Here is a 25243-nt window from a genome sequence, read left to right on the forward strand (position 1 = left end):
TTAAACCAGCGAAGGCGGAATTTGAATATAGAATGTCGTTCCGTTTTCGCTGGATGTTTCAAAATCAACCTGTCCTTTTAAATAACGCTCGCCCAGCATTTTCATGCTGTAAGTGCCCAAGCCCCGATTGGCTCCCTTGGTTGAAAAAGATCGTTGGAACAACTGGGCCTGCACGTCGGGATGAATGTAGCTGTCGTTGTGCACGTCAATGCGAATAAGCTCGCCGGCCTTTCGAGCTGTTATTTTCACATGCTCGCCCCGGTTAACGGCCTCCAGCGCATTTTTTACCATGTTGAACACAACCCGGGTCAGCAAGGTTCTGTCGGTTGAGAACTGCTGATTTCCGGACAAATCCTGCACCTCAATCGTCCGGTCAAAGGCGGCATCGCTAAATTGAACTTTGTGTTTGAGCTCCTCCAGAAAATCGCCCATGGCAATCGGTTCAATCTGTAAATTGAGCTCTCCCTTTTCCGCTTTAATCAACTGCTGTTGTGCTTTAATTTCTTCCAGAATCTGTGTTCCCAAAGAAGAACCAATGCTCAGCATCTCCGGATCAACCTCCTGCGGGTTTAAGCTTATCAAATCAAAAACCCCTTTAAGACTGCCGGCAATATTAATGATATCGTGAAAAAAGATCCGCTCCAGAATTTCGCGCCGTTTTTTGTCCGTGACATCCACCAGCGAAACCAGCATGAAAGGTTCCCCGCAATTGAAGGGGCTGGCGGTAATCTCCAGATCCAACTGTTCGGTCAGCCCGTTATTGTTTCGCACCAGCCGACATTCGTTAATCACGGTTTTGCTGCTTTTCCAAAAATCCTGAAAGGCATAATTAGCCCCGCAGTACTGGCAACGCTCGCCACCTCCGCAGGTGTTGTTATGAACCGTAACATTTACACATCCGGCAACCTCGCCGAAACGCAGGCTTGCAAGATCCTGATCGAGCTCAATGCCAAAGCGTTCCATCAAGCTCGAGTTGGCCAAGACCAGCTCATTGTTTTGATTTAAAATACAGACGATAGATGAAGTTGCCGACAAGAGCTCTTTAACAAACAGAAGACTGTCTTCAGGCAGCTTATCGCCTAAAGGATTCGCACGTTTTTCCATTCCACACAAAAGCTTAGTTCAATTCAAGCAGCTGCAAGATAAAAAGAAAAGTGAATATTCAGACTTCATCAACTAAATACTGGCTGAGCACACCGCTCAACTCGGGAAGTAAAACCAGGCCCTCCTTGCTCCACTGCAGGTCGCCTGACTTGAAAACCATCACCGTCGGGATCGATTTAACCCGATACAGGTTGGCAATATTCGGGTTATAATCGACATTAACCTTTAAAACCCGAATACGCTGTTTGAAATTACTTTTCAGCTCGCTTAATACGGGCTGTATTTCTTTGCAGGGTTGACACCAATCGGCATAAAAATCAACCACAACGGGTTTCTCTGATTTAATGATATTTTTAAAACGGTTTGTTGCTCTCATTCTCCATTTTTGTTTTTCAAGGCGTGTTTAGTCCCGCACCGGCGTGCTGCCTGGCTCGAAGAAAGCTCGACACATAAAGGAAAAACATTGCGATTAAAAGATAGTTCTATCCTATTTAATCAATAATCCCGATATCCGATCGATTAAATCAAATGAAGAAATGAACGACAACAAGAAAACAGGTGAAACTACAGCCCCAAAGCGTCGGGACATTTTTCGGAATGGCCATACTGCAGTAACGAGTTTAACAGAAGCCTGAGCTGCGAACAAAAGCACTTGGGATGGCATAATTGCTGATTATTTTATACGAAAAAAGGCCACCAATTGGCGACCTCTTTATTGAGCGGGAGACGGGGATCAAACCCGCGACCCTTAGCTTGGAAGGCTAATGCTCTATCAGCTGAGCTACTCCCGCTAATCAGTCGAAAATCCAAAGAACAAAGTCCGGAAACCAGATTTGGAATTTCAGCCTTGAAAGTTGGAATTTCAACAATGGTGGGGAGAGCAGGATTCGAACCTACGAAGACGAAAGTCAGCGGAGTTACAGTCCGCCCCAGTTGGCCACTTTGGTATCTCCCCAAATAGAATGTCAGAAGAGCAGAATTTCAGAAGATCAGGAGATCTTCAAAACCCGGCTTCGTTATTCTTCACTATTTTTTATGAACTTCGTCGGACACCTTCCGGATAAACATTCAAATTGTCTACCCTTTCAATATTCCAACCTTCTTTTTTGAGCCGGATCACAGATTCGAACTGTGGACCCCGAGATTACAAATCACGTGCTCTGGCCAACTGAGCTAATCCGGCTTTACCAAATCGATTGCTTAAATTAAGCACCGCTGTTCTTGCAGTTTCTTTAGAACGAAGCCCCCCGGTAAATGAAGGAACATCAAAAATAGATCGCTCTTTTAGTGAGCGGGAGACGGGGATCAAACCCGCGACCCTTAGCTTGGAAGGCTAATGCTCTATCAGCTGAGCTACTCCCGCTAATCAGTCAAAAATCCGGGAAACAAAGTTCAAAAGCCAGATTTGGAATTTGAGCCTTGAGATTTGGAATTTCAACAGTGGTGGGGAGAGCAGGATTCGAACCTACGAAGACGAAAGTCAGCGGAGTTACAGTCCGCCCCAGTTGGCCACTTTGGTATCTCCCCAAATAGAATGTCAGAAGAGTAGAATTTTAGACGATCAAAATATCTTCAAAAACTCCGCTTCTTTATTCTTCAATATTTCTCAGAACTTTGGTTGAAACCGTCCGGGTAAACATTTAATTTCTTTACCCTTCAAATATTTCAACTTTCATTTTTGAGCCGAATCACAGATTCGAACTGTGGACCCCGAGATTACAAATCACGTGCTCTGGCCAACTGAGCTAATTCGGCATCGCGAAACAGGCCGCCCAACGTAAACACAGCAATACTTGCTGTTCTTCAAGAACGAATGGCCCTCCATAAATAAGGGGCTGTCAAAAAAAATGACAACCCCTTTATTGAGCGGGAGACGGGGATCAAACCCGCGACCCTTAGCTTGGAAGGCTAATGCTCTATCAGCTGAGCTACTCCCGCTAATCAGTTAAAAATCCAGAGAACAAGATTCAAAAGCCAAATTTGGAATTTGAGCCGTGAGATTTGGAATTTCAACAGTGGTGGGGAGAGCAGGATTCGAACCTACGAAGACGAAAGTCAGCGGAGTTACAGTCCGCCCCAGTTGGCCACTTTGGTATCTCCCCAAATAGAATGTCAGAAGATTAGAATTTCCGAAGATCAGAAGATCTTCAAAAAACCGGCTTCTTTATTCTTCAATATTTTCAGAACTCTGGTTGAAACCGTCCGGATAAACATTCAATTTTTCACCCTTCTCATATTTCAACTTTCATTTTGAGCCGAATCACAGATTCGAACTGTGGACCCCGAGATTACAAATCACGTGCTCTGGCCAACTGAGCTAATTCGGCAAAAAAGTGGGTAAGCTACCTGTATCGCACCGCTCAACCTCCTACCCTTGCTGCCTTCCGACCCTGGGGGGATTCAGAGGGAGCTGGTCGTACAGGACTTACCCGGCGACAAAAGTAGAAATTTTATCATTCACTGCAAACGAAATCTCAAATTGACGCTGGCTTTTTTGCGCCGATTTCGACTAAACAATTAGTCCTCAAAGCAATATTTCGGCGATATTTTTTTCATTTTTTTTCGTGAATGTCGGCAGCTGCACTGAAATTGTTCCCCTACTGCTACGGGCTCTGCCGGGCGAGCTTTTAGTGAAAACATCAGGCGTTTTCAAAAAACAACGTCCCCCGACCGAAATCCGGCGCATAAGGGCTCAAAAAACAAACTGCCCCCATAGCGACCACAACATGAAATACCGGTTTTACCTGCTATTATTTAATTTCAGTACATTTAAAAAATCGAATATCTTTGTGTGAAACATTAATTCAACTCAAATGCAGACGGAAAATTCGCCTTTAAAACTCGCCTTAACCAACGGGATCTACTACGCTCTGATTGTGATTTCAGTGCAACTGATAATTTGGGCTACAGCCATTATTGAAAAGACCGGTTTGTTCAGCTCTTTTTTCATCATGTTTTTCAACCTCGGGATCTTAATCTTCTTCCTGCTGTTCTGCACTAAAAAATACCGCGACAACCTGCTAAACGGAACAATTACCTTTGGGCAGGCCTTTATTTACGGACTAATGATTGTTGTCTTCAGCAGTATCATTACCGGTTTGTTTCAATATATTTTAAACCGCTACATCGACCCCGACTATGCCCAACGCATGATCAACGCCATTCAGGAAAAAACCTACCAGTTCATGCTAAACAACGGCGTCCCGGAAGACCAGATCGACCAAGCGATGGTCAAATTTGATACCCAGACGGTTCAAACGCCGCTGCAAGCGCTGACCGATTCATTGAAAAGCGGAGTACTGTTAGGCTCGATCATTTCGTTAATCACCTCGCTGATTGTTAAGAAAAATACGTCGGACAGCGGTTACGAGAAAGCAATGTCGGAGCTGGATTCCCAAGAATAATTCGTTTCTTTATAGCATAAATTACGCAACTAATTCAAAACAGGTGGATATTTCTGTAGTTATTCCATTATTAAACGAGGAAGAATCGTTACCCGAACTGACCGCATGGATTAAGCGGGTGATGGACTCGCATAATTTTTCGTACGAGATTATATTGATTGATGATGGTAGCAGCGATAAGTCGTGGCAAGTTATTGAAAAGCTTCATCAGAAAAACACAGCTATAAAAGGCATTAAGTTTCAACGAAACTACGGCAAATCTGCGGCCTTGCACGTTGGTTTTGGCGAAGTACAGGGTGACGTTGTCATTACGATGGATGCCGATTTACAGGACAGCCCCGAGGAAATACCCGACTTGTATCGCATGATTACCGACCAGCAATACGATTTGGTTTCGGGCTGGAAGAAAAAACGATACGACCCCGTATTGTCGAAAAACATTCCCAGTAAATTCTATAACTGGATTGCACGCCGTAGTTCGGGCATCAAAATTCACGACTTTAACTGCGGGCTTAAAGCTTACCGCAAACAGGTGGTTAAAAGTATTGAAGTGTATGGCGAAATGCACCGTTACATCCCCATTATCGCCAAATGGGCAGGCTTTAAAAAAATCGGGGAAAAAGTTGTTCAGCACCAGGAACGCAAATACGGTGAAACTAAATTCGGTTTCGAACGCTTTATTCGCGGGCCACTGGATTTGCTGTCGGTTAATTTTATTGCCAAATTCAGCAAGCGCCCCATGCACTTTTTCGGCGTCCTGGGCACTTTAATGTTTCTTATTGGCTTGCTGGCATCGGCCTATCTGGGCGTCAGAAAACTGGTTGCCGTTGCGCACAACATTCAGGCTCCCAAGGTGGTCGAAAGCCCCTATTTCTTTCTGTCGCTGGCGGCCATGATTATCGGAACCCAATTATTTTTGGCCGGCTTTTTAGCCGAATTGTTCTCACGAAATTCCACCGACCGAAATAAATACTTGATTGACGAAACCCTCAAGTAAGTAGCGATAATACAACGGCATGAGGGGCCCAAATTCTGAATACTAAAATGTAAATCGCCTTCCCGAAAATCAGGAAGGCGATTTGTTTATTCATAGAAATCCACAACAAAATTTACACACTTAAAAATAAGGAACATTCTTCTTCATTCGATCCGGAATGCCGCGCAACTCAAAAGCTGCCATAATAAGTTTAATCACCTGATCGGTATCGAAACGCGAAACATCAATCGTGACATCAAACTGCTCTTCCTCGTTTTTGTTTTTCCGGAAATAATCGCGAAACACAATCCGTTCCTTTTCAATATCCTGAATATATTTCAGCGCACCCGACTTATTCATCTGTTTACGGGCAGCAATAGAATCGACCCGCCAGCGGGTGGGAGCCGTCAGCCGCACGTGCAGTGCATTGTCAATATCGTCAGCAATTAAATGACCGGCCCGCCCAACAATGATGCAACAACCATCCGAAGCAAAACTGTAAATCACCTCGCGCACCGTCTTCATAATCACCCGGTTACTCTTGTAATATTTCTCGGAAAAAGCAGAAAGAATTTCGTCGAAGGTAAATTTCTCGGAACTCGAAAGCAGACGATCGACCTTTTCCTGTTTCACCTTTAACTCTTTGGCACTTTGGCTCAACACTTCTTTACTAATTACCTGCCATTGTTTGCAAAATACACTCTTATTCAATTCCTCCGCGAGTTGTTTCGCAACTAAAATGCCGCCACAGCCCACCTCGCGGGAAATGGTGATCACCGGTCCGGCAGTTTTAAATCGAGGGCCTGATTTTTGGGCATCTTCCCCCAGCCGTTTATTCATGTAGCTTAGCAAGGTATTGTGCATGATTTACATTATTTAGTTTCTCCTCTAAAAGATACGCCTTTTCCTTGAAACCTGTTATATGTTTGATCGCATATTAATGGGCGCCCGCAAGCAAAATTATCCCGATGTTTTGTGAAAAGTCATAAAATGACAGCCCAACAATGCCTATCTTCAGCCCCTTTAACTTTAATTACAAAGTCATGTTTAAACCAGAAATATACAGCGCAAGACGGCAAAAACTGAAAGAACTGCTGTCGGACGGACTGGTTCTGCTATTGGGAAACACTGATGTCCCGATGAACTATGCCGACAATACCTATCATTTCAGACAAGACAGTAACTTCTTGTATTATTTCGGCCTCGATTTCCAGGGCTTGGCCGGCCTTATCGACATTAATCGGGGAAACGATATGCTGTTCGGAGACGATGTCGATATTGAGGATATTATCTGGATGGGGCCACAAGTTAGCCTGAAAGAAAATGCCGCTAAAGTTGGCTGTACCCAAACGGCTCCCTTCAAGGAGCTGTTCAACGAAATCACCAAGGCAATTAACGCCGGGCGAAAAATCCACTTTCTGCCTCCATACCGGGCTGAAAATAAACTTCTGCTACACGAATTACTGGGGATTCATCCGGCAAAACTAAACGAATACCGTTCTCTCGATTTAGTGAAAGCAGTCATCGCACAACGCGAAGTAAAAGAAGCCGGCGAAATTGAAGAAATAAAAAAAGCCTGTGCTACCGGCTACAATATGCACCTTGCAGCCATGAAAATGGCACATCCCGGCTGCTGGGAACAAACCATTGCCGGAACCATGGAAGGAATAGCCAAAGCGCAGGGGGCATCGGCATCCTTCCCCATTATCCTCAGCCAACACGGCGAAACATTGCACAACCACAGCCATAGCGGCTATTTGGAAGAAGGCCGCTTAATGCTTGTTGACGCCGGAGCGGAAAGCCTGTCGCACTATGCTTCCGACTTCACCCGCACCACACCTGTTGGCGGAAAGTTTACCCAACAACAACGCGAGATTTATGAAATCGTGTTGGCCGCCAATAATTACACTACAGCTCACGTGAAAGCCGGAATCACCTACCAATCGGCACACCTGAAAGCTGCCGAAGTGATCGCCGGCGGGTTGAAACAACTGGGTCTGATGAAAGGCGACGTTCAGGAGGCTGTGAAAGCCGGAGCCCATGCGCTGTTTTTCCCCCATGGACTGGGACACATGATGGGGCTGGATGTACACGATATGGAAGACCTGGGGCAAATTCACGTTGGTTACGACGAAGAAATTCGTCCGATCGACCAATTTGGAACGGCCTATCTGCGTTTAGGAAAACGACTGAAACCGGGCTTTGTGATCACCAACGAACCGGGAATCTACTTCATCCCGGCCTTGATCGACAAATGGAAAGCCGAAAAGATCAATACCGATTTTATCGACTTCGGGAAACTAGAGGCCTACCGCAACTTCGGGGGCATCCGGCTTGAAGACGACTTGCTGGTGACCGAAAGCGGCTGCGAGCTGCTGGGCGAACGCATCCCCATCACACCAGAGGAAATTGACACCTCGGTTAATAAAAAATAAGCAACAAAAAAGACGGCACTTGCCGTCTTTTTTATAATAGTCCTATCGGGTGATCTCCAGTCCGGCAGCTGCCGGAGCGGAGCTTCCCGGGTTCACTATGCTTTTCGTTTGATTTCGGCCTAGATAAAAATAGGCCAACTAACTCCCGACTTTTTGGCATTGATCGAACCTATTTTTGCTCGTTGATGCTGTATTGGATGATAACCCAACAACTTCTGACAACAAAGACAACAGGATATCAATAACACGTATGTCCACACAGCAAATTCTCCCGTCCCGTACGGGACGGAATTTCTCCCTTGTCGTCGTTATGCTACCCAAATTGCATCCCTCCGGGATTGCGCTGAACCTTTGGATCGCCTGTCACGCTTGAGAAATAGGTCAACCGCCTCCCAACTTTTTGGCATTGATCAGAAGACCCTCTTGCTCGTTGATGCTGTATTGGATGACAACCACGACAACCACGACAACCCGACAACTTGAGACAACAAAGAGAACGGGACCCCATGACACCCCGACAACTTGTGACAACCACGACAACGTGACCCGATGACAGCCCGACAACCAAAAATCCCTAAACTTTCATCCCTGTTGGTGATTGCCCTGAATCATGTACGTTTTTTGTCTTTCATCTTCTTACAAGGGGCGTTCCTGCGCTTTGCGCGAGGGGCGTAATATCAAGCGCAACGACTGGTCGAAGGTGAAGTATTTCCACAACCAGTTGATGAAAATCAACAGTCGGTTTTTCACGCCAACAATCGACATCAGGTGGATAAACATCCAAACCAGCCAGGCGAACGGACCGGAGAACTTCCAGAAGGGCAAATCCACAACAGCCCTGTTGCGCCCCACGGTCGCCATGGATCCTTTATTTTTGTATTCAAATTCTGTCCGGTTTTTCCCTTGGGCCACACGAATAAAGTTATTGGCCAAATTATCAGCCTGCTGCAAGGCAACCTGCGCAACCTGCGGATGGCCGGAGGCATACCTTGGCGTTTCCATATAAGCAATATCGCCAATTGCAAAAACACCGTCCATACCTTCTACTTCGTTGTAGCAGTTCACCTTCACCCGGTTTCCGCGCGCCATAAATTTCGGATCGACCCCCTCGGGGATCTGGCCGCGAACACCTGCTGCCCACACCAATGTTTCGGACTGCAATTCTTCACCTGAGGCCAGGTTGATTGTTTTGCCATCGTAGGCTGTCACGCGCTTATCGAGTAGCACATTTACGCCCATTTGTTTGAGGTAATCCAACGACTTTTGCGCAGCGCCCCCGCTCATGCCATGCAGCAAATGCGGATTGGCTTCAATCAGGGTAATCTGCATTAAATCGAAGTTAATGTCGGGATAGTCCTTCGGGAGTATAAAGCGCTTCATCTCGGCCAAAGCACCACACACTTCCACCCCCGTGGGGCCTCCTCCAACCACAACCACGTTCAGCAAACGTTCCAGCTCCTTCGGATCACTCTGGGTTACAGCCTTTTCAAAGTTCAGCAACAAGCTATTGCGCAAGTATACCGCCTCGGAAACCGATTTCATCGGAATACCGTACTTGGTTACCCCTTCCATACCGAAGTAGTTGGTTGTTGCACCAGTGGCAATCACCAAATAGTCGTACCAAACTTCCCCCATAGGGGTTTCAATCTGCTTTTTTGCCGGATTAATTCCGGTTACCTGGGTAATCCGAATCGACACATTCTTCTCCTTTTGGAAGACCTTCCGCAAAGGAAACGAAATGGCACTGGGCTCTAGTCCCGAAGTTGCCACCTGATAAAATAAGGGTTGAAATTGATGGTAATTATTTCGATCGATCAGAACAATCTGATAATCTTTATTTTTCAACTTTCGTGCAAGCTTTAAGCCTGCAAAACCAGCTCCTACTATCACAATTCGCTTCTTGCCGGTTTCCGGAATATTTACTGCCATTAAAATTTTTTTCTTTGTGAAACAACTGTCCTCAAAAAATGTTGCACAACACATCACGATAAAATCACCCGTTTAGCCTCGTTAACAAACCGAGCGCGGGCCAGCCGAAACTAATCACCTGACTCGTTGTTTTTTAATCCTGATTCGTTCCGAATGATTCATTTTTTATAAATTCCGACCACCAAATAAAAACCATGATTGAGGCCATCTAAAATAATCTGACCAATGAGCGATTTTAACCGGATAGACAGCGAATCTGAAGTGCCCAAATATTTACAGGTCGAAGAAATGATCGTCACCGACATTGAATCAGGCATTTTCAAACAAGGGCAGCGAATCCCTTCGATTAATGAAACCAGCGAAGATCTTCTGCTCTCGCGCGACACGGTTGAGAAGGCCTATGCGAACCTCCGCAAAAAAGGGGTGTTGGTTTCGGTAAAAGGCAAAGGCTACTACGTCAATCAGATAACGCACAGCAAACGGCTGAAAATAGCACTAATCATCAACAAACTAAGCAACTATAAACGAAGCCTTTACAACTCGTTTGTACAAACTACGGGCAACAAAGCCAGCGTCGACGTATTTATATACCATTACGACATCGATGAATTTGAAACCATCATCAACGAAAATCAGAAACATTACGACTACTTTGTCATCCTGCCCCACTTCCGCAACGACTCGGCGGCTGTAGTGCCTGTCATCCGGAAAATACCCAAGGAGAAAGTATTAATCGTTGACCGGTATTGGCACGAACTGCACGACTACCCGGTGGTCTATCAGGAATACGATAAAGATATCCAAACGGCACTGGGCGAAGCCATTGAACTGCTGCGAAAATACCAAAAACTAAATCTGGTTTTTCCGCAAAACGAATACTATTCCACCAATATAAAAAAGGGATTCACCGCCTTTTGCCAACATCACCGGTTCGACTATGCAATTATCGACAAGCTGACGAAGGAGAACATCCGGGAAGACCAGGTTTACATCCTGATCTCCGACAACGACCTTTACATGTTTATCAAGTTTATGAAAGGCCGTGGCTGGAAGGCAGGCCGCGAAATCGGACTCATCTCGTATAACGAAAACCCGTTCAAGGAGCTTCTGTGCGATGGCATTTCCACCATCTCCACAAACCATGATGAAATTGGAAAACAAGCGGCCGAAATGATTTTATCCCGCAATTTCAGGCAGATCAAAAGCCCCTTCGAATTTATTAAACGCAACTCGCTGTAAAAGCCGGCGACGGATCCATGCAGCTCGTTCTCCGGGTTAGCTCGCGGGCACCTATTCAATTTGCATAAAATAAAAGCCCATCGGCGGCTTGTGGCAACCGGCAACGGCCTATTTCCCTATTAGCAGTGCCCCTACCGTCAAAATGAAAGATTTTATAATATACTGTTAGTCTTGTCGTTACAATCAAACAAACCACTATACAGAACTGCCACCACGTCTGAAAATGTATCGTGTAGTGCTGTTAAAAATATTTAAACATCAAGATCTTTAAATATTATTCTAAACTATCTTTCCGTTGTCTTGTTGAATGATTCCATAAAAATGAATGTATGAAAAAACTATTTTCTTCAATGCTACTTCTGTTGGCGGTAGCATCAAGCCTTTCAGCTCAAAACTGGCTGACCAGTTTCGACGAAGCCAAAGCCACGGCCCGACAAGAGAACAAAAAGCTAATCATGGTCTTTCAAGGGTCCGACTGGTGTGCTCCGTGCATGAAACTGGAACGTAAAATCTGGAATTCGGACCGTTTTAAAGCCTATGCCAAACAGCACTTTGTGATGCTCAAGCTTGATTTTCCCCGAAAAAAAGCCAACGCCTTGCCCGAAGCACAACAACAACAGAACGAACAACTGGCCGAAGAATATAACAAACACGGCTTTTTCCCGCTGGTGGTCGTGCTTGACTCCGAAGGCCAATTACTTGGAGAAACAGGCTATAAACAGGTCAGTCCGGATGAATACATCGAAATTATAAACAGCTTATAGTCCATTAATTATGCGGCTACTAACCCTACTATTGCTTGTCATGACCGGAAGCCTTCACGCTTTTTCGGCTGAAACGTACACCCGCAGCTTAAAACTGATGGGAAGTCGTTTCGACATTACCGTCGTTGCCGAAAATGAGCCTGAAGGCAACAAATTTATCGATCTGGCCGTGGCTGAAATCAGGCGTATCGAAAAGTTGATTTCCTCCTGGGATGAGCATTCTCAAACAGCCGAAATCAACCGCAAGGCCGGCATACAGCCCGTGGTGGTTGCGCCGGAGCTGTTTCAGCTGATTGAGCGCGCCATGGCCATCTCCCGACTTACCGACGGCGCCTTCGACATTAGCTATGCCTCGATGGATAAAATCTGGAAGTTCGACGGGACAATGACGGAAATGCCTTCGCCCGAAGCCATTGAAGCCTCGGTGGCCAAAGTTGGATTTGAGCATATCATTTTAAACCCGGAAAGTCACAGCATCTATCTTGACCGACGCGGCATGAAAATCGGCTTTGGCGCCATTGGCAAAGGTTATGCTGCCGACCGCGCAAAAACATTGCTGATGGGCCAGGGAGTGCCGGCTGGCATCATCAACGCCTCGGGCGACATGAACACCTGGGGAGTGCAGCCATCGGGCGAAGAGTGGAAAGTTGGCATTGTCAACCCCTTCAACAAGACCAAGGTGTTTGCCGTACTTCCCCTGCAACGTGGGGCTGTTGTAACGTCGGGCGATTACGAAAAATATGTGCGCTTCAACGGCGTGCGCTATACACATATTATAAACCCCCAAACAGGATATCCCGCCACAGGCATTATCAGTGCCACCGTATTTGCGCCCAAAGCCGAACTGGCCGATGCGCTGGCCACTTCCATTTTTGTAATGGGCATTGATGTTGGCCTGAACCGCATTAACCAACTCCCTCAGGTCGAATGCATCCTGATTGACGAAACGGGGAAAATTTACAGCTCTGATCATCTAAAAATTGAAAAAGAATGAAAAGAAAAATTCTGTTACTGGCACTTGCAGCCCTCGCGCTGGGCTCGTGCACCGTGGTTAAAGAGTATGAAAAAATCAACCTGAATGATCCGGACATGGAGCTGGGAGCAAAAAAAATAGACCTGTTCGAGAACAACTTTCAAGCCTACCGCGAAGCTGCTTCGGGTGCCAACGGAGGAAAAACAGGTGGTGGATGTGGATGTAATTAAGAGATTATGAAAGAAAAACTATTCAGCATACTAATCGTGGTGCTTGCAGCCGGATCGCTGCACGCACAGGAAACAACCGCTACGACCGGCAATTACAAAAAACGGGTTCTGGAAACCAGCGAAGTCGATTTTCTGATGAGTTATTACTCCCAGGATGGCGACAACGCTGCTGTTACCGGCGGCAAAGGAACCGAAGATCTTCAGGATATCGCCCCCACCTTTATCGTGTCGGTTCCGCTAAACGACGATGATGTGTTAACTGTTGAAGCCGGCATTTCGGCTTACACCTCTGCATCGTCGAGCAACATCAACCCTTTCGATGGCAGTAAGCCGGCCAATCCGTTTCAGGCATCCTCCGGGGCTTCCTCGAGCGATGTATGGGCACACGCTGCCGGAACATACAGCCACAGCTCCGATGATCGCAACCAGACCTGGACCGGTAAACTAAGCCTGTCGTCCGAGTTCGATTACTTTTCGTTGGGATTTGGCGGAAGCTACACCCGCCTGTTCAACCAAAAAAATACCGAGTTGAGCCTGTCGGCAAACGTCTTTCGGGACCAGTGGACCAAACTATATCCCTACGAACTAAGACCATTCGTGGCCGGTGGCGATGGCATAAATGCCTCCTTTTTTGAACACTACACCATTACGGGCAATTCAAACTACAATCCGAAATTCGATGGTCTGGACGGAAAAAACAGAAACTCCTATTCGGCCGGAATTGTATTCACCCAAATCCTGTCGAAAAGGATGCAAGCAGCCTTTCTGGCCGACTGGGTTCTGCAAAAAGGCTTGCTTTCCACCCCCTTTCAGCGCGTGTACTTTTCGGATTATGCCGACTCGTTTATCGAAGAATTTCACCTGGCCGACGATGTTGAACGACTTCCCGACAGCCGGCAAAAAATAGCCCTGGGAACACGCTTAAATTACTACCTGAATGAGCATTTTACCCTGCGTGGCTACTATCGCTATTATACCGACGACTGGGGCATAAACGCACACACCGCAAGCCTGGAAATCCCCTTTAAGCTGAATGACAAATTCACCCTCTACCCCTCGTACCGGTATTATACCCAAACGGCTGCCGACTATTTTGCCGGATACAATCAGCATCTTTCAACCGAGCAATATTACAGTTCTGACTACGACCTGTCGAAATTCCAGGCCAACCAATACGGATTTGGCATCCGGTACACCGACCTGTTTACCGAAAAACACATCTGGAAACTGAAAATGAAAAGTCTGGATTTGAAGTACCACTACTACGAACGAAACAGCGGCTTTAAAGCCCACCTAATCTCGTTTGGAATTGGATTTGTCTTGTAAACAGGCCTGAAAAATGACTTACAAAATCCGAAGCAATACCCACCTGTACCTCGTCACCACTAAAGCTAAAACGAGGAGCAGGTGGGCTCTACTCTTTGTTCGCGATTCAGCTCTTATTCTTTTTACTCTTTTAACTTAATGCCCAAGCCAGATTGACAACAAATGACTCACGATTCCTCTCTCTGCGTCTTCTCCGCGCCCTCGGCGTTTCCGTATTGGTTTAACCGCCAAGCACGCAAAGAATGACTCCCCTTTCACAACTGAGCACTCCGTGAAACTCTGTGGTATCCTCCGTAAACTCCCGAAGCTAGTGCGGGACACGTTCTGTGGTAAAAAAAGCAAGATTATCGGATTGTCGGATGTTCAGACTGCCGGATGCTCGGACTTCCGGACAGCTGAACTGGCAACCAATGACAACAAATGACAATCAATGACCACTCAATACTGATTACTGGATGTTCAGACTGCCGGATGCTCGGACTTCCGGACAGCTGGACTAGCAACAAATGACAACCAATGACAACAAATGACCACTCAATACTGATTACTGGATGTTCAGACTGCCGGATGCTCGGACTGCCGGATGCTCGGACTGCCGGATGCTCGGACTTCTGGACAGCTAGATCAAGAACAAATGGCAACCAATGACAACCAATGACCACTCAAGACTGATTACTGGATGTTTAGACTGCCGGATGCTCGGACTTCCGGACAGCTGGACTGGCAACCAATGACAACAAATGACGACTCAATACTCACGACTCACTACTCAATACTCAATACTCAATACTCAATACTCACGACTCCTCTTCTATACGAAATTCCAGATCCAAACCGGCATAAGGCCTCTTCGGTTTTTCGTTTGTAATTGCGGAACAGCATTTGCCCATTCTTATTCCAACAACAAAATACCGGGTGCATCCTACCAATAGGTAGAAAACGGCCGGTTTATCCGACAAGAATGTAGGATTTTAAGCTTTATTCAAAAACTCAAAAACAACTGATTATGGCAATTAATGATGCAATGAAGTTTATTCGCGAATCTCAGAAAGACTACGAACTACGCAAACAAGTAAACCAATGTACCCCGGACGACTTATTTGAAAAGCTCAAAGCGCTGGGCTACGAGTTCGACCAAAGTGAATTTGAGGAATCAATCAACATGATGCATGTCAAATGCCAGTTCGAAGAGCAGGCTAACCAGCTTATGCAAACCGATATGTGGTTTAAAATGCTCCTATCGTGATTTTTTTCGACCACAGCAACAATGTTCTTTTACAATAAACATTTACAATTGAAATCAGCCTTTGATTTCGGATCAAAACAGATTGACTACGGCCATAAATGGTCGACACATATTATAAATTAGTCCACCATAAACCAATCTGTTTTGATCTTATGACGCTTTCATAGAACCAGGTCGGTTCAATTAACAGAGTTTACCATCCTTTTCTCCGAACTTATCAAATTAGCCAACGTAAGCAAGGAGTGTATCCCCCTTTTCACAATTCTAACTTAAAAAGTAATTGTCATGAAAAAATTATCTGTTTCCCTTCTCATGCTGCTACTTGGTTTTACCGTAGCATTGGCTCAAAAAAATCAGATTCCGCTCATTGGCTCAACAGCTCCTTCGTTTACGGCCGAAACAACACAGGGGCAACTTAACTTCCCTGCAGATTTTGGCTCCCACTGGAAAATTCTGTTCAGTCATCCCAAGGACTTTACCCCCGTATGTTCTACCGAATTGCTCGAACTGGCTTTTATGCAAAAAGAATTGGAAGCAATGAATGTGAAAGTCGCCGTTATTTCAACCGACAACCTTTCGCAGCATCGCATGTGGGTTGCCCAACTTGAAGAGCTCGATTACAAGAGCTATGGCCCTCAGAAGATTAATTTCCCGCTGATTGACGACAGCAAGATGCTGGTGTCGAAAACTTACGGCATGCTGCATGCTCCAACCAGCACCAGCCGCGACATTCGCGGAGTTTATATTATTGACCCGAACAATGTGGTCCGTTCAGTGAATTTTTACCCCATTGAAATAGGTCGTAATTTAGTTGAAATTGAACGTATTGTATCTGCACTGCAGACTACCGACGAGGAAATGGTTTTAACACCGGCAAACTGGAACACCGGCGACGACGTGATGGTTCCATACCTGCCCTACCGGGAAGAAGAACTTGCAAACGATCCGAGTTTAGAGAATGAGTATTACAATGTTGGGAATCGGATGTGGTTCAAAAAAGTGCACGACAAATAATTGAGCCGGATTTTTGTCTGCTGCAATGAATCAAAAGCCAGAGAGGGGAAGGACACTTCCCCTTTCGCTATATATAGATGAATAGCACGGACTAGTTTTCTGCCAGGAACTCCGGTCCTTGCTGAAAGAAAATATCGATCGGAATACCTGCGTCGTTTATCCGATCCAGGTCGTTTTGCAGTTCGTCGCGCACAGTGCCCATCTGCTCGATCAAGCTGGCAGCCTGCTCATAATCGCCGTTTCCCTGCATGGTCAGCAACTGATCGGCAAGCTTCATCATGGCCTGCTTCATTTTTTCAAAATCCACCCGATAGGTGCCGGTCAAGGCATCGCGCTCGAAAGCCCCTTGGTTCTGAAAGTAATAAAACCGAATCATATTGGCTTTGCCGTGTGCACTGGCTGCACCAAAACGAACCGAACGGAAGATGCCGGCCATGAACGTGACAAAGTTGTCCATCAGATCTTTGTCGCCCAGTTCACCCATCTCATTTAGTTTACAGACCGCCCACAAGCCCAGGATATCGGCCTTCCCTTCTTCAATGGTGGTGTACGTATCGCGCAAGGCCTGCCGGACGGTTTTTGTCCCGTCGATGGTATTGCCCATTCCCAAGCCATGAGCTACCTCGTGAAACATCGTATTTTCGAAAAAAGCATCAAATTTCACGTACTTACGCTGATCCTCGGCCATCATCAGCTTCGCAATTGGAAGCAGGATGCAATCGAACTTCGCCTGCATCGCATTTTTAAGCTGCAACTTGCGGCTTCCTTTTTCAGCCCTCACCCGTTCGTCGTTGGGAAGATTGATGGCAATGGTCTTACTTCCGGCATTGCAATCTCCGGCATAGTAAATCACATCATAAGCATTTAAGTCCGAATCACTCCCGGGCATTTCACTCTTATAGGGTGCATCGCATGGCAAAGCCCGCTGCAATTCGGGCAGCAGATCGGCAAACTTATCCAAACGTGCACTCCAGGCTTTATCTTTTACCAGCAAATACGCTTCGTGTGCGGCCTTGTAGCCATACAACTGATCCTCATAATTTTCAATCGGCCCAACTACAAAGTCGATAACATTATTCTTCATGTCCATCCAGGCCATATCGCTGGCATAATAGTCGTCGGTTAGAAGCGCCTGCGCTCGTAGTTCGAGGTATTTCCTCAAGCCAGGATCGTCGGCAAAGCCTGCCGCCTGGCGGATCAGCTCCGCTGCCTGAGCAACCTCTGCCTGAAAGGCAATATGATAGGGAACAGCCTGGAGTTGTCCTAACGAATCGCGAACAATCAAGGTATAGGGGTTGGTTTTGGCGGGTTCGTCCCAGGCCTCAAATTCGGCCTTGGTCATGTCGGCCGGATAAAACTGAGCGCCCGGAGGTTTGGGCCCAACGCTGTCCATAAAAGCCTGATTTCCGTTCAGCCGCTCCCATGGGCCATAATTGATTTCAAGAACCCGAGTCATAGCATCGCTGGTAGAGCGGGCTAACAGTTCCTTTTGATCGCCATAGGCTTCTTTCCAAAACAGGTTGTCCATAATTTGGGCTGCCTGAAACAGCAATGGTAACATTTTCTGCTCGCTTTCACTCAACACCGAGGTGTCGGTGGTCAACTTAAACGGTGCATAGGACGCCGCTTTTTGTTCGATCGTCATCTCCTGATGCGTTTCTTTAGGGGCCGACGGACGACATGCGCCAGTTAGCAGAACAGCCAGCCCCAATACTACAAAATCTATTTTTTTCATTTTCAACATCTGTCAATTCGTTATTCAATTTCGAACTACAATATTAGGTCATTGAACGCCACAACCACCAAATCATCCACAAGGCATCGCGAAAAGCAAAACACACCGTTCGCGAAATCCGGCAAATCACACCCTATTCAACACACAGCTTAAGAAGGTCTAATATAGTGATACAAAAGCGTGTTTTCAAGACCTGAGTCAAACGGAAAGCTTCGTGCAATTCCGGAGGTATGCTATTTGGGGTAGATTAACGACGACAGTGGGAAAAATCCAGTTGTCATGGGTTCCCGGTATCGTAGTTGTCTCAGGTTGTCGGGTTTTCCCGTTGTCGTCGTTGTCACAGGTTGTCGGGTCGTCATCCAACAGATAGCATCAGAGGCTCTTGAACAAACAGCAGTGTGAAGTCCTGGCATTCATCGGATTTCACTTAATAGACCCGTATTTCGCAGTAACTCTCCCCTTAATTGAACCAATCCTGGCAGATTAATTTAATTCTGGCCCCTCTCTGCGCACAGAGCGGGGCGCCCCTAAGCAGCTGGTAGATTGCAAAAAGGCCATCACCGAGCAAGAATAGGTTCGATCAATGCCAAAAAGTTGGAACCCGGTTGGCCTGGTTTTATCGAGACCGGAGTCGAACGAAAAGCTTCCTGCAATCCCGGAGGGATGCTATTTGGGTAGATTGCTGCTATGAGTGCGCAAAATTCCGTCCCGTACGGGACGGGAGAATCTTCCTGTCATCTTTTATACTACCCAAATTATACCGTTTTGAAGGCTAATTTATGCGCTGAAATAGGACCGTATAATGCCGATAGACTGAAAAAGGAGCATTGGAACGAAGTGATAGGATGCGACACTTTTGAAGCTAATCGGTATATAATGGCTAAAGCCATTGCTAAAAAATGAAAACCCGTTCGGTAGGACAAGTTTGTCTTTTTATCGCAAGTCGACGCGAAAAAAGCAGGCCCTAAATCGTTTACAAAACGACCATAAAAACGAAGAGCCACCAGAAATGGCAGCTCTTCGTAATCATATCGTATAAACAACGCTTATTTCTTAGGCATCTGAACACCGCGTTCTTTTGCCATCTGCTCAATTCGTTGTTGGAATTTCGACTTTTTCACAGGCTTCTTCTTATTGGCGTGCAGCTGAGCGCGAATTTTTTCGTCGTCAATCAACACCCGGAATAAGAACATCTGACCAATGGTGATCAGGTTGGCCAAAAAGTAGTAATAACTCAAACCTGCCGGATAACTATTCAGGATAAACAAGAACATGAGTGGCATAATATACATCATGGTTTGCATACCCGGCATGGCATTATTCGCACTCGATTGCGAGTTCAGTTTTGTTGAGATGATTGTCGTAATGGTCATCAACAAACAGAACAGGCTGACGTGATCGCCATAAATCGGGATGCTGAAAGGCAAGTTCATAATCGAGTCGTACGACGATAAATCGGTCGCCCACAAGAAGCTCTCCTGACGCAATTCGATTGACGTTGGGAAGAAAAAGAACATGGCGAACAGGATCGGCATTTGCAACAACATGGGTAAACAGCCCCCCATTGGGTTCACGCCGGCCTTTTTATACAAAGCCATTGTTGCCTGTTGTTTCTCCATGGGTTTATCCTTCCCGAACTTCTCGTTAATCTCGTCAACTTCCGGCTTCAAGGCACGCATTTTAGCTTGCGAGATATACGACTTATAGGTGAACGGGAACAAAATCATTTTGATGAACACGGTCAGCAACAGAATGATAACACCAAAATTACCAATAGAGTTGCGCAACAGATTAAACACCGGAATCACCAGATAACGGTTCACCCAGCGCAAAATTGAGTAACCCAGGTTTACCAGTCGGTCCAGTTCAATGTCGTATTGCTTGAGCGTGGTATAGTGGTTGGGCCCAAAATAAAACTGCATCCCAAAGTTCTGATCTTTGTACGGATCGTAAGGAATTGCAATGTCGGCAGCAAAATCGCCAACTTTATCCAAGCTGTTTTCGTCGTAGGTATATTTAACCTCTGCGGTGGGGAATGCCTCATCGGCAATAATGGTTGAGTTGAAGAACAACTGCTTGAAGCTAATCCACTTCACCTTTGTTTTTAGCGACTCTTCGCTGGTTTTGGCGGGAGAAAGCTTATCAACTTCGTCCTCGAAGTAGCGGTAATTTACCGAGGTATACCGATCTTCACCCATTTTCGACTTACGTTCCAGACGCGGTCCGGCGTAGGCCCAGCTAAAGTTCAGGAAGTTCACATTTTGTGCAATAACATCTGATAAACCATCCGTCTTGATATCGAAATCAAGCATGAACGAGTTATGAGCCAACGTATAAACATACTGCAACGAACGGCCGTTTCCGGCATCCAACATCATGCTGACCGATTTGGCTTCGCCCGGAAATTCTTCATTGTACTCCAGGTCACCTTCTTTTCCCTTTTTCACTTCCGGTCCGCCGGCTACAACATCAGTTGCCGAAGTTGAAGGTGTAAAATAGAGGTTATCGGTAACAATACTCCGGTTTTGCGAGAAGAAACTTAAGCCAAACTGATTATCGGGGCCGTTAAACAGCACCAACGGCTCGCCTTGGTAAGTTTTATAATTTTTCAGCTCTACTGAATAAATTTTACCCCCTTTGGTTGAAAGGGTCACTTTCATCAGGTTGTTTTCCAGGCAAACAAACTGTTCCTGGCCGGTTGCTCCTGCTGCGAAAGCTCCGTATTTATCCGTAGCGGCAGCTTCAGCCAAGGCCGTGTCGGCAGCAAACTCAGCCTGTTGCTTCTCGGCCAGCTCCTTGGCTCGGATTTGAGCTTCCTGCTGGCGTTGTGCTTCAACCTGTGCAATTGAATCCTGGCGCTGTTTAGCCGCTTCAATCTCCTCCTGCGACGGCTTGCTCAGGTAACTAAATCCGATCAGGATAGCTAGAATTAAAACTATCCCTGCAATCGTGTTCTTATCCATAATGCTCGTTAATTTTCAAATAGTTAGTTTTTAGCAGCATTAACAAAAGCCACAAACAGAGGGTGTGGATTTAATACGGTACTACTATATTCAGGATGGTATTGAACACCAACAAACCACTTGTGTCCGGGAATTTCAACAACTTCCACCAGGTTTGTATCCGGATTGATACCAACGGGGCTCATGCCGCCATTTTTAAAGGCTTCGAGATAATCATTGTTAAACTCGTAACGGTGACGATGGCGTTCATAGATTTCCGATTTTCCGTAAGCTTTAAATAAGTTCGATTTTTTATCGGCGATCTCGCATTTATAAGCTCCCAAACGCATTGTTCCACCTTTTTCGGTGATTCCTTTCTGCTCTTCCATCAGGCCAATTACCGGATAATTGGTTTTTTCGTTCATCTCGGTTGAATCGGCACCTTCCAGCTTAAGCACATTGCGGGCATATTCGATCACCGCAATTTGCATTCCCAGGCAAATTCCAAGGAACGGAATATTATTCTCCCGAATATATTTGGTTGCTAAAATTTTACCTTCAATTCCGCGATGTCCAAATCCGGGAGCAATGATCACCCCATCGAGGCCGGACAAAGTTTCAACGACATTCTTCTTGTTGATATCTTCCGAGTGAATCCAGTTGAGATTCACCTTAACGCGGTTAACGGCTCCGGCATGAATCAAAGCTTCAGCAATCGACTTATAGGCATCAGCCAACTCGACATACTTACCAACCAAACCAATATTAATTTCCTTTTCCGGATTTTTCAGTTTGAATAAGAATTCGTTCCAGGCCTCCAGCTTCGGTTCGTTTTTAGCCTCCAGTTGCAGCTTGCGCAACACGGTTAAGTCCAGCTTTTCTTCCAGCATTTTGTTGGGCACATCGTAAATGGTATCCACATCGATCGACTGCACCACAGAATCGGCATCTACATTACAAAACAGTGCCACCTTCTTGCGGATGCTTGTGTTTAAGTCGTGTTCGGTTCTCAACACCAATACATCGGGCTGCACACCATTTTCCAACAACATTTTCACCGAGTGTTGGGTCGGTTTTGTTTTCAGCTCGCCCGAAGCGGCCAGGAAAGGCACCAGGGTCAGGTGAATAACCAGTGCGCTGGAACCCAGCTCCCACTTTAACTGACGAACCGCTTCGATGTATGGCAAAGATTCCATATCGCCTACGGTACCGCCAATCTCGGTCACTACGATATCGTAGTTCCGTTTGGTACCCAGAAATTTTATTTTACGTTTGATTTCGTCAGTGATGTGAGGAATAATCTGAACGGTTTTGCCCAGATAGTCGCCACGACGCTCTTTATTAATAACCGACTGGTAGATTCGACCGGTGGTAACATTATTGGCCTGCGAGGTGGGAACATTCAGAAAACGTTCGTAGTGTCCCAGGTCCAAATCTGTTTCAGCGCCGTCTTCTGTCACATAACACTCTCCGTGCTCATAGGGGTTCAGAGTCCCCGGATCCACGTTAATATAGGGGTCAAACTTTTGAATAGTCACAGAATAACCTCTGGCTTGCAATAATTTAGACAATGATGCTGCCAAGATTCCTTTTCCCAATGAGGAAGTTACCCCACCTGTAACAAATATGTACTTCGTTGCTGACAAAATCGTAAATTTTAAGTGTTCCTAAAAGCGCACAAATTTAAGCAATAAAACTTATTGCGCTAAAAAATATGCATCTTATCGTATGAATGTAGCATTAAAAAACCCGCTTTGCTAAGCGGGTTAAGTATTTAAGGTTTATTCTTCTTCGTCGGCCTGGTCAATTATCCGGATCTTTTCTTTCAGCATTTCAATTTTTTCGATTGTTGCCTGAATTTTCTTATTGACATCTTCAATCAACGATTCGGCGTTCTTGGTGTTGGCAAAAAAGCCGACATTATTATTCAATAAGGTCAGGTCATTCTCCAATTGTTTCATCCGGGTGATGTACTTATCGCGCTCGTGCCGCATTTTATTTTGTCCGCGCGGGCTCTCTGTAAAGTTCGAGACCTTGGTTTTAAATCGCAGCAAATCGCGTTTATGCTCGTCAATTCGAAGATGATCAAAATGCACATTAATCGCATTCCGAAATTCGTTCTGAATTTTGTCTTTCTCTTTAAAGGGCACATGACCGATTTCGGACCACTGTCGCTGAAAGTCCTTTATTTTTTCCAGGTCAGCATCCTCATCACCACTCAGCTGATAGGCTTTAACCTCGTCGACCAATGCCTTTTTAGCCTCCAGGTTTTCAAGCTGTTCATGATCAACCGTTGAATAATGCTCCGACTTTTGATCGAAGAAATAATCACAGGCGGCACGGAATCGCTTCCAAACAGCATCGGACTGCTTACGTGGCACCGGACCTATTTCTTTCCACTTTTTCTGAATGCTGATAAACTCGTCGGTGGTCTTCTTCCAGTCAGTACTGTCCTTCAATGCTTCTGCCTGTACACACAAATCCAACTTCAGCTGAAGGTTATTCTGCTGAAGTTCCTTATTATGGGCATAAAACTCGCGTTTGGCATCGAAAAACTGATCGCAAGCGCTTCGGAATCGCTCATAAATTTTATTATTGTCTTTTTTAGGAGCGTAACCAATTGTGCGCCAAACCTTCTGAAGCTGAATCAATTCTTTCGATTTATGATCCCACGCTTTGTGACTTTCGATTTCCGTGGATGCTATTTCTTCTGCTTTTTCGCAGAGTGCAACTTTAGCATCCAGATTTTTCTTTTGTTCTTCCTTACGGCCTTCAAAGAATTCCTGATGTTTACGGTTAATTTTAGAAGTCGCCAACTTAAAACGATCCCACAATTCATCCTTTTTATCGCGTGGAACCGGTCCTACCTCACGCCATTGTTCGTGATACTTCTGAAGAATATTAAAAGCTCTGGTCACGGAAGGCTCGATCAAAAGCTCTTCAGCTTTTTCACAAAGACCGATCTTAATTTCCATATTTTTCTTCAGGTCCAAATCCCTCAATTCCTTATTTATCTTGATATAATCATAAAAATTCTCAACATGATGATGATAGGTTTCCCAAAGGTCTTTGAGTTTTGCCTGTGGCACCAAGCCAACATCGCGCCACTGCTGCTGCAAATCGCGAAACTCCTGAAAAGTCTTATTGATCGACTCTTTACGGTTCACCAACGATTTGATGTCTTCGATAATTTGATATTTAAGCTCCAGGTTTCTTTCCTTTTCTTCCTCCAGCTCCTTTGCTCTGCCATTACGCAAACGGCGGTATTCGCGAAGCAGGTTTCTTAAGTCATCTTCATAGGGAGCATTTCCGGGTTCATACTCCTCTTCAGCGCCTCCATCTTCCAAAAAGGCTGCCTTTTCCTTTTCAATATTGGCTTTGTGCTTTTTGTAGAAATTAATCTTAATACGATCAACCTCATCTTTGATATCGTCATCGGGCTTCGAAGCCAACAGGTCGCGCAAAGCATTGATCAGCTCAACCTCGGTAAAGGTCGAATAATCAATTTTCCCTCTGGCAATAACCTCATTGGCCGTATCCTCATCCATTTCTTCCTCATCCTCCTCTTCATCCGAAGAATCATCGGTCGTTTCATCTTCAATTTCCGTATCCTGTTCGTCCTGCGACGAAGGGGTCGGCTCACCCGCATCGGCTTCGGTGTTTTTGTCGGCTTCCGGTGCAGCTTCGTCCTGATAAGACTCAGCAACCGGCTCAACAGAGGACTCTTCGCTCAGGGGTTGTGTACTGGGTGTTGACGTAGCAGCATCATCGGTTTGTTCCGGTGTTGCTTTAAACTCTTCATTTGAGTTGTTCAGATCTTTAGGCTCCATACGATACTATATTAGAATTACCGGGTAATTGTTCGGTTTCACAGGGTTCTTAAGTCCTACGAAAGTATAATTTTCAGAAGGATTTCTCAACACAAC

The 25243-nt window shown here is 45.7% G+C and carries 18 protein-coding genes, 9 tRNA genes and 1 other RNA gene; 10 read left to right on the forward strand and 18 right to left on the reverse strand.

Translation table 11 applies throughout. The features are described from left to right. The 12 genes from C8N47_RS03475 to ffs form a co-directional block, all read right to left on the reverse strand. Positions 1-1104 carry a sensor histidine kinase gene (locus tag C8N47_RS03475; RefSeq protein ID WP_107821143.1) on the reverse strand — a complete coding sequence of 368 codons (1104 nt, stop codon included), beginning with the start codon at positions 1102-1104 and terminating at the stop codon, positions 1-3. Between the two features lie 58 nt (positions 1105-1162). Further along, positions 1163-1480 (reverse strand): thioredoxin, encoded by a 318-nt coding sequence (gene trxA / locus C8N47_RS03480; protein ID WP_107821144.1) that lies wholly within the window; start codon positions 1478-1480, stop codon positions 1163-1165. Between the two features lie 342 nt (positions 1481-1822). Continuing rightward, positions 1823-1895: transfer RNA gene (locus C8N47_RS03485), tRNA-Gly, on the reverse strand. 78 nt (positions 1896-1973) lie between these two features. Further along, positions 1974-2059 (reverse strand) — tRNA-Tyr (locus tag C8N47_RS03490). Positions 2060-2213: 154 nt separating this feature from the next. Continuing rightward, positions 2214-2287: transfer RNA gene (locus tag C8N47_RS03495), tRNA-Thr, on the reverse strand. A gap of 107 nt (positions 2288-2394) precedes the next feature. Continuing rightward, a tRNA-Gly gene (locus C8N47_RS03500) sits at positions 2395-2467 on the reverse strand. A gap of 78 nt (positions 2468-2545) precedes the next feature. Continuing rightward, positions 2546-2631 (reverse strand) — tRNA-Tyr (locus C8N47_RS03505). A 154-nt stretch (positions 2632-2785) separates the two neighbouring features. Then, positions 2786-2859, reverse strand: a tRNA-Thr gene (locus C8N47_RS03510). A gap of 110 nt (positions 2860-2969) precedes the next feature. Next, positions 2970-3042, reverse strand: a tRNA-Gly gene (locus tag C8N47_RS03515). Positions 3043-3120: 78 nt separating this feature from the next. Next, positions 3121-3206: transfer RNA gene (locus tag C8N47_RS03520), tRNA-Tyr, on the reverse strand. A 151-nt stretch (positions 3207-3357) separates the two neighbouring features. Continuing rightward, positions 3358-3431 (reverse strand) — tRNA-Thr (locus tag C8N47_RS03525). Between the two features lie 5 nt (positions 3432-3436). Then, positions 3437-3535: signal recognition particle sRNA small type (gene ffs / locus C8N47_RS03530), an RNA gene on the reverse strand. 382 nt (positions 3536-3917) lie between these two features. Between ffs and C8N47_RS03540 the strand changes: the two genes are divergently transcribed. Both C8N47_RS03540 and C8N47_RS03545 read left to right on the forward strand, forming a co-directional pair. Continuing rightward, complete coding sequence (locus C8N47_RS03540; RefSeq protein ID WP_107821146.1) at positions 3918-4508, forward strand: DUF4199 domain-containing protein; 591 nt, start codon at positions 3918-3920, stop codon at positions 4506-4508. A 43-nt stretch (positions 4509-4551) separates the two neighbouring features. Next, positions 4552-5505 (forward strand): glycosyltransferase family 2 protein, encoded by a 954-nt coding sequence (locus C8N47_RS03545; protein WP_107821147.1) that lies wholly within the window; start codon positions 4552-4554, stop codon positions 5503-5505. A gap of 120 nt (positions 5506-5625) precedes the next feature. On the opposite strand, the gene C8N47_RS03550 is transcribed toward C8N47_RS03545, so the two are convergent. Next, positions 5626-6348, reverse strand: coding sequence for a cytidylate kinase-like family protein (locus tag C8N47_RS03550; protein ID WP_107821148.1), 723 nt, complete (start codon positions 6346-6348; stop codon positions 5626-5628). A gap of 179 nt (positions 6349-6527) precedes the next feature. Between C8N47_RS03550 and C8N47_RS03555 the strand changes: the two genes are divergently transcribed. Further along, positions 6528-7919, forward strand: coding sequence for an aminopeptidase P family protein (locus C8N47_RS03555; RefSeq protein WP_107821357.1), 1392 nt, complete (start codon positions 6528-6530; stop codon positions 7917-7919). 636 nt (positions 7920-8555) lie between these two features. Here the strand turns inward: C8N47_RS03555 and C8N47_RS03560 are convergent. After that, positions 8556-9848 carry an NAD(P)/FAD-dependent oxidoreductase gene (locus tag C8N47_RS03560; protein ID WP_107821358.1) on the reverse strand — a complete coding sequence of 431 codons (1293 nt, stop codon included), beginning with the start codon at positions 9846-9848 and terminating at the stop codon, positions 8556-8558. Positions 9849-10073: 225 nt separating this feature from the next. Between C8N47_RS03560 and C8N47_RS03565 the strand changes: the two genes are divergently transcribed. From C8N47_RS03565 to C8N47_RS03595, 7 genes are all read left to right on the forward strand, one after another. Beyond that, positions 10074-11087 (forward strand): GntR family transcriptional regulator, encoded by a 1014-nt coding sequence (locus C8N47_RS03565; protein ID WP_107821149.1) that lies wholly within the window; start codon positions 10074-10076, stop codon positions 11085-11087. Positions 11088-11416: 329 nt separating this feature from the next. Further along, positions 11417-11851, forward strand: coding sequence for a thioredoxin family protein (locus C8N47_RS03570; protein WP_107821150.1), 435 nt, complete (start codon positions 11417-11419; stop codon positions 11849-11851). A 10-nt stretch (positions 11852-11861) separates the two neighbouring features. Beyond that, complete coding sequence (locus C8N47_RS03575) at positions 11862-12845, forward strand: FAD:protein FMN transferase (protein ID WP_107821151.1); 984 nt, start codon at positions 11862-11864, stop codon at positions 12843-12845. Next, positions 12842-13054 carry a DUF4266 domain-containing protein gene (locus C8N47_RS03580; RefSeq protein ID WP_107821152.1) on the forward strand — a complete coding sequence of 71 codons (213 nt, stop codon included), beginning with the start codon at positions 12842-12844 and terminating at the stop codon, positions 13052-13054. Before C8N47_RS03575 ends, C8N47_RS03580 begins: the two co-directional genes overlap by 4 nt. A 6-nt stretch (positions 13055-13060) precedes the next feature. Continuing rightward, positions 13061-14380, forward strand: a complete 1320-nt coding sequence (locus C8N47_RS03585) for a DUF3570 domain-containing protein (RefSeq protein ID WP_107821153.1) — start codon at positions 13061-13063, stop codon at positions 14378-14380. Positions 14381-15386: 1006 nt separating this feature from the next. Next, the gene (locus C8N47_RS03590) at positions 15387-15626 is read left to right on the forward strand and encodes a Nif11-like leader peptide family natural product precursor (protein ID WP_107821154.1); all 240 of its coding nucleotides are present in this window, start codon (positions 15387-15389) and stop codon (positions 15624-15626) included. A gap of 285 nt (positions 15627-15911) precedes the next feature. Beyond that, on the forward strand, positions 15912-16640 hold the full coding sequence (locus tag C8N47_RS03595) for a redoxin domain-containing protein (protein WP_107821155.1): 729 nt from the start codon (positions 15912-15914) through the stop codon (positions 16638-16640). Positions 16641-16731: 91 nt separating this feature from the next. On the opposite strand, the gene C8N47_RS03600 is transcribed toward C8N47_RS03595, so the two are convergent. From C8N47_RS03600 to C8N47_RS03620, 4 genes are all read right to left on the reverse strand, one after another. After that, positions 16732-18375 (reverse strand): dipeptidyl-peptidase 3 family protein, encoded by a 1644-nt coding sequence (locus C8N47_RS03600; RefSeq protein WP_107821359.1) that lies wholly within the window; start codon positions 18373-18375, stop codon positions 16732-16734. Positions 18376-19421: 1046 nt separating this feature from the next. Then, positions 19422-21338, reverse strand: a complete 1917-nt coding sequence (gene yidC, locus C8N47_RS03610; protein ID WP_107821157.1) for a membrane protein insertase YidC — start codon at positions 21336-21338, stop codon at positions 19422-19424. 23 nt (positions 21339-21361) lie between these two features. After that, complete coding sequence (locus C8N47_RS03615; protein ID WP_107821158.1) at positions 21362-22963, reverse strand: CTP synthase; 1602 nt, start codon at positions 22961-22963, stop codon at positions 21362-21364. 135 nt (positions 22964-23098) lie between these two features. Next, the gene (locus C8N47_RS03620) at positions 23099-25147 is read right to left on the reverse strand and encodes a DUF349 domain-containing protein (RefSeq protein WP_107821159.1); all 2049 of its coding nucleotides are present in this window, start codon (positions 25145-25147) and stop codon (positions 23099-23101) included. Between the last annotated feature and the right edge of the window lie 96 nt (positions 25148-25243).

The organism is Mangrovibacterium marinum, assembly GCF_003046625.1.
Lineage (GTDB): Bacteria > Bacteroidota > Bacteroidia > Bacteroidales > Prolixibacteraceae > Mangrovibacterium > Mangrovibacterium marinum.

Bases quoted from the DNA above. Each gene is read 5' to 3' on its own strand.
- C8N47_RS03475 (WP_107821143.1), bottom strand. From the start codon at position 1,104: ATGGAAAAACGTGCGAATCCTTTAGGCGATAAGCTGCCTGAAGACAGT.
- trxA (WP_107821144.1), bottom strand. From the start codon at position 1,480: ATGAGAGCAACAAACCGTTTTAAAAATATCATTAAATCAGAGAAACCC.
- C8N47_RS03540 (WP_107821146.1), top strand. From the start codon at position 3,918: ATGCAGACGGAAAATTCGCCTTTAAAACTCGCCTTAACCAACGGGATC.
- C8N47_RS03550 (WP_107821148.1), bottom strand. From the start codon at position 6,348: ATGCACAATACCTTGCTAAGCTACATGAATAAACGGCTGGGGGAAGAT.
- C8N47_RS03555 (WP_107821357.1), top strand. From the start codon at position 6,528: ATGTTTAAACCAGAAATATACAGCGCAAGACGGCAAAAACTGAAAGAA.
- C8N47_RS03560 (WP_107821358.1), bottom strand. From the start codon at position 9,848: ATGGCAGTAAATATTCCGGAAACCGGCAAGAAGCGAATTGTGATAGTA.
- C8N47_RS03565 (WP_107821149.1), top strand. From the start codon at position 10,074: ATGAGCGATTTTAACCGGATAGACAGCGAATCTGAAGTGCCCAAATAT.
- C8N47_RS03570 (WP_107821150.1), top strand. From the start codon at position 11,417: ATGAAAAAACTATTTTCTTCAATGCTACTTCTGTTGGCGGTAGCATCA.
- C8N47_RS03575 (WP_107821151.1), top strand. From the start codon at position 11,862: ATGCGGCTACTAACCCTACTATTGCTTGTCATGACCGGAAGCCTTCAC.
- C8N47_RS03580 (WP_107821152.1), top strand. From the start codon at position 12,842: ATGAAAAGAAAAATTCTGTTACTGGCACTTGCAGCCCTCGCGCTGGGC.
- C8N47_RS03585 (WP_107821153.1), top strand. From the start codon at position 13,061: ATGAAAGAAAAACTATTCAGCATACTAATCGTGGTGCTTGCAGCCGGA.
- C8N47_RS03590 (WP_107821154.1), top strand. From the start codon at position 15,387: ATGGCAATTAATGATGCAATGAAGTTTATTCGCGAATCTCAGAAAGAC.
- C8N47_RS03595 (WP_107821155.1), top strand. From the start codon at position 15,912: ATGAAAAAATTATCTGTTTCCCTTCTCATGCTGCTACTTGGTTTTACC.
- C8N47_RS03600 (WP_107821359.1), bottom strand. From the start codon at position 18,375: ATGAAAAAAATAGATTTTGTAGTATTGGGGCTGGCTGTTCTGCTAACT.
- yidC (WP_107821157.1), bottom strand. From the start codon at position 21,338: ATGGATAAGAACACGATTGCAGGGATAGTTTTAATTCTAGCTATCCTG.
- C8N47_RS03620 (WP_107821159.1), bottom strand. From the start codon at position 25,147: ATGGAGCCTAAAGATCTGAACAACTCAAATGAAGAGTTTAAAGCAACA.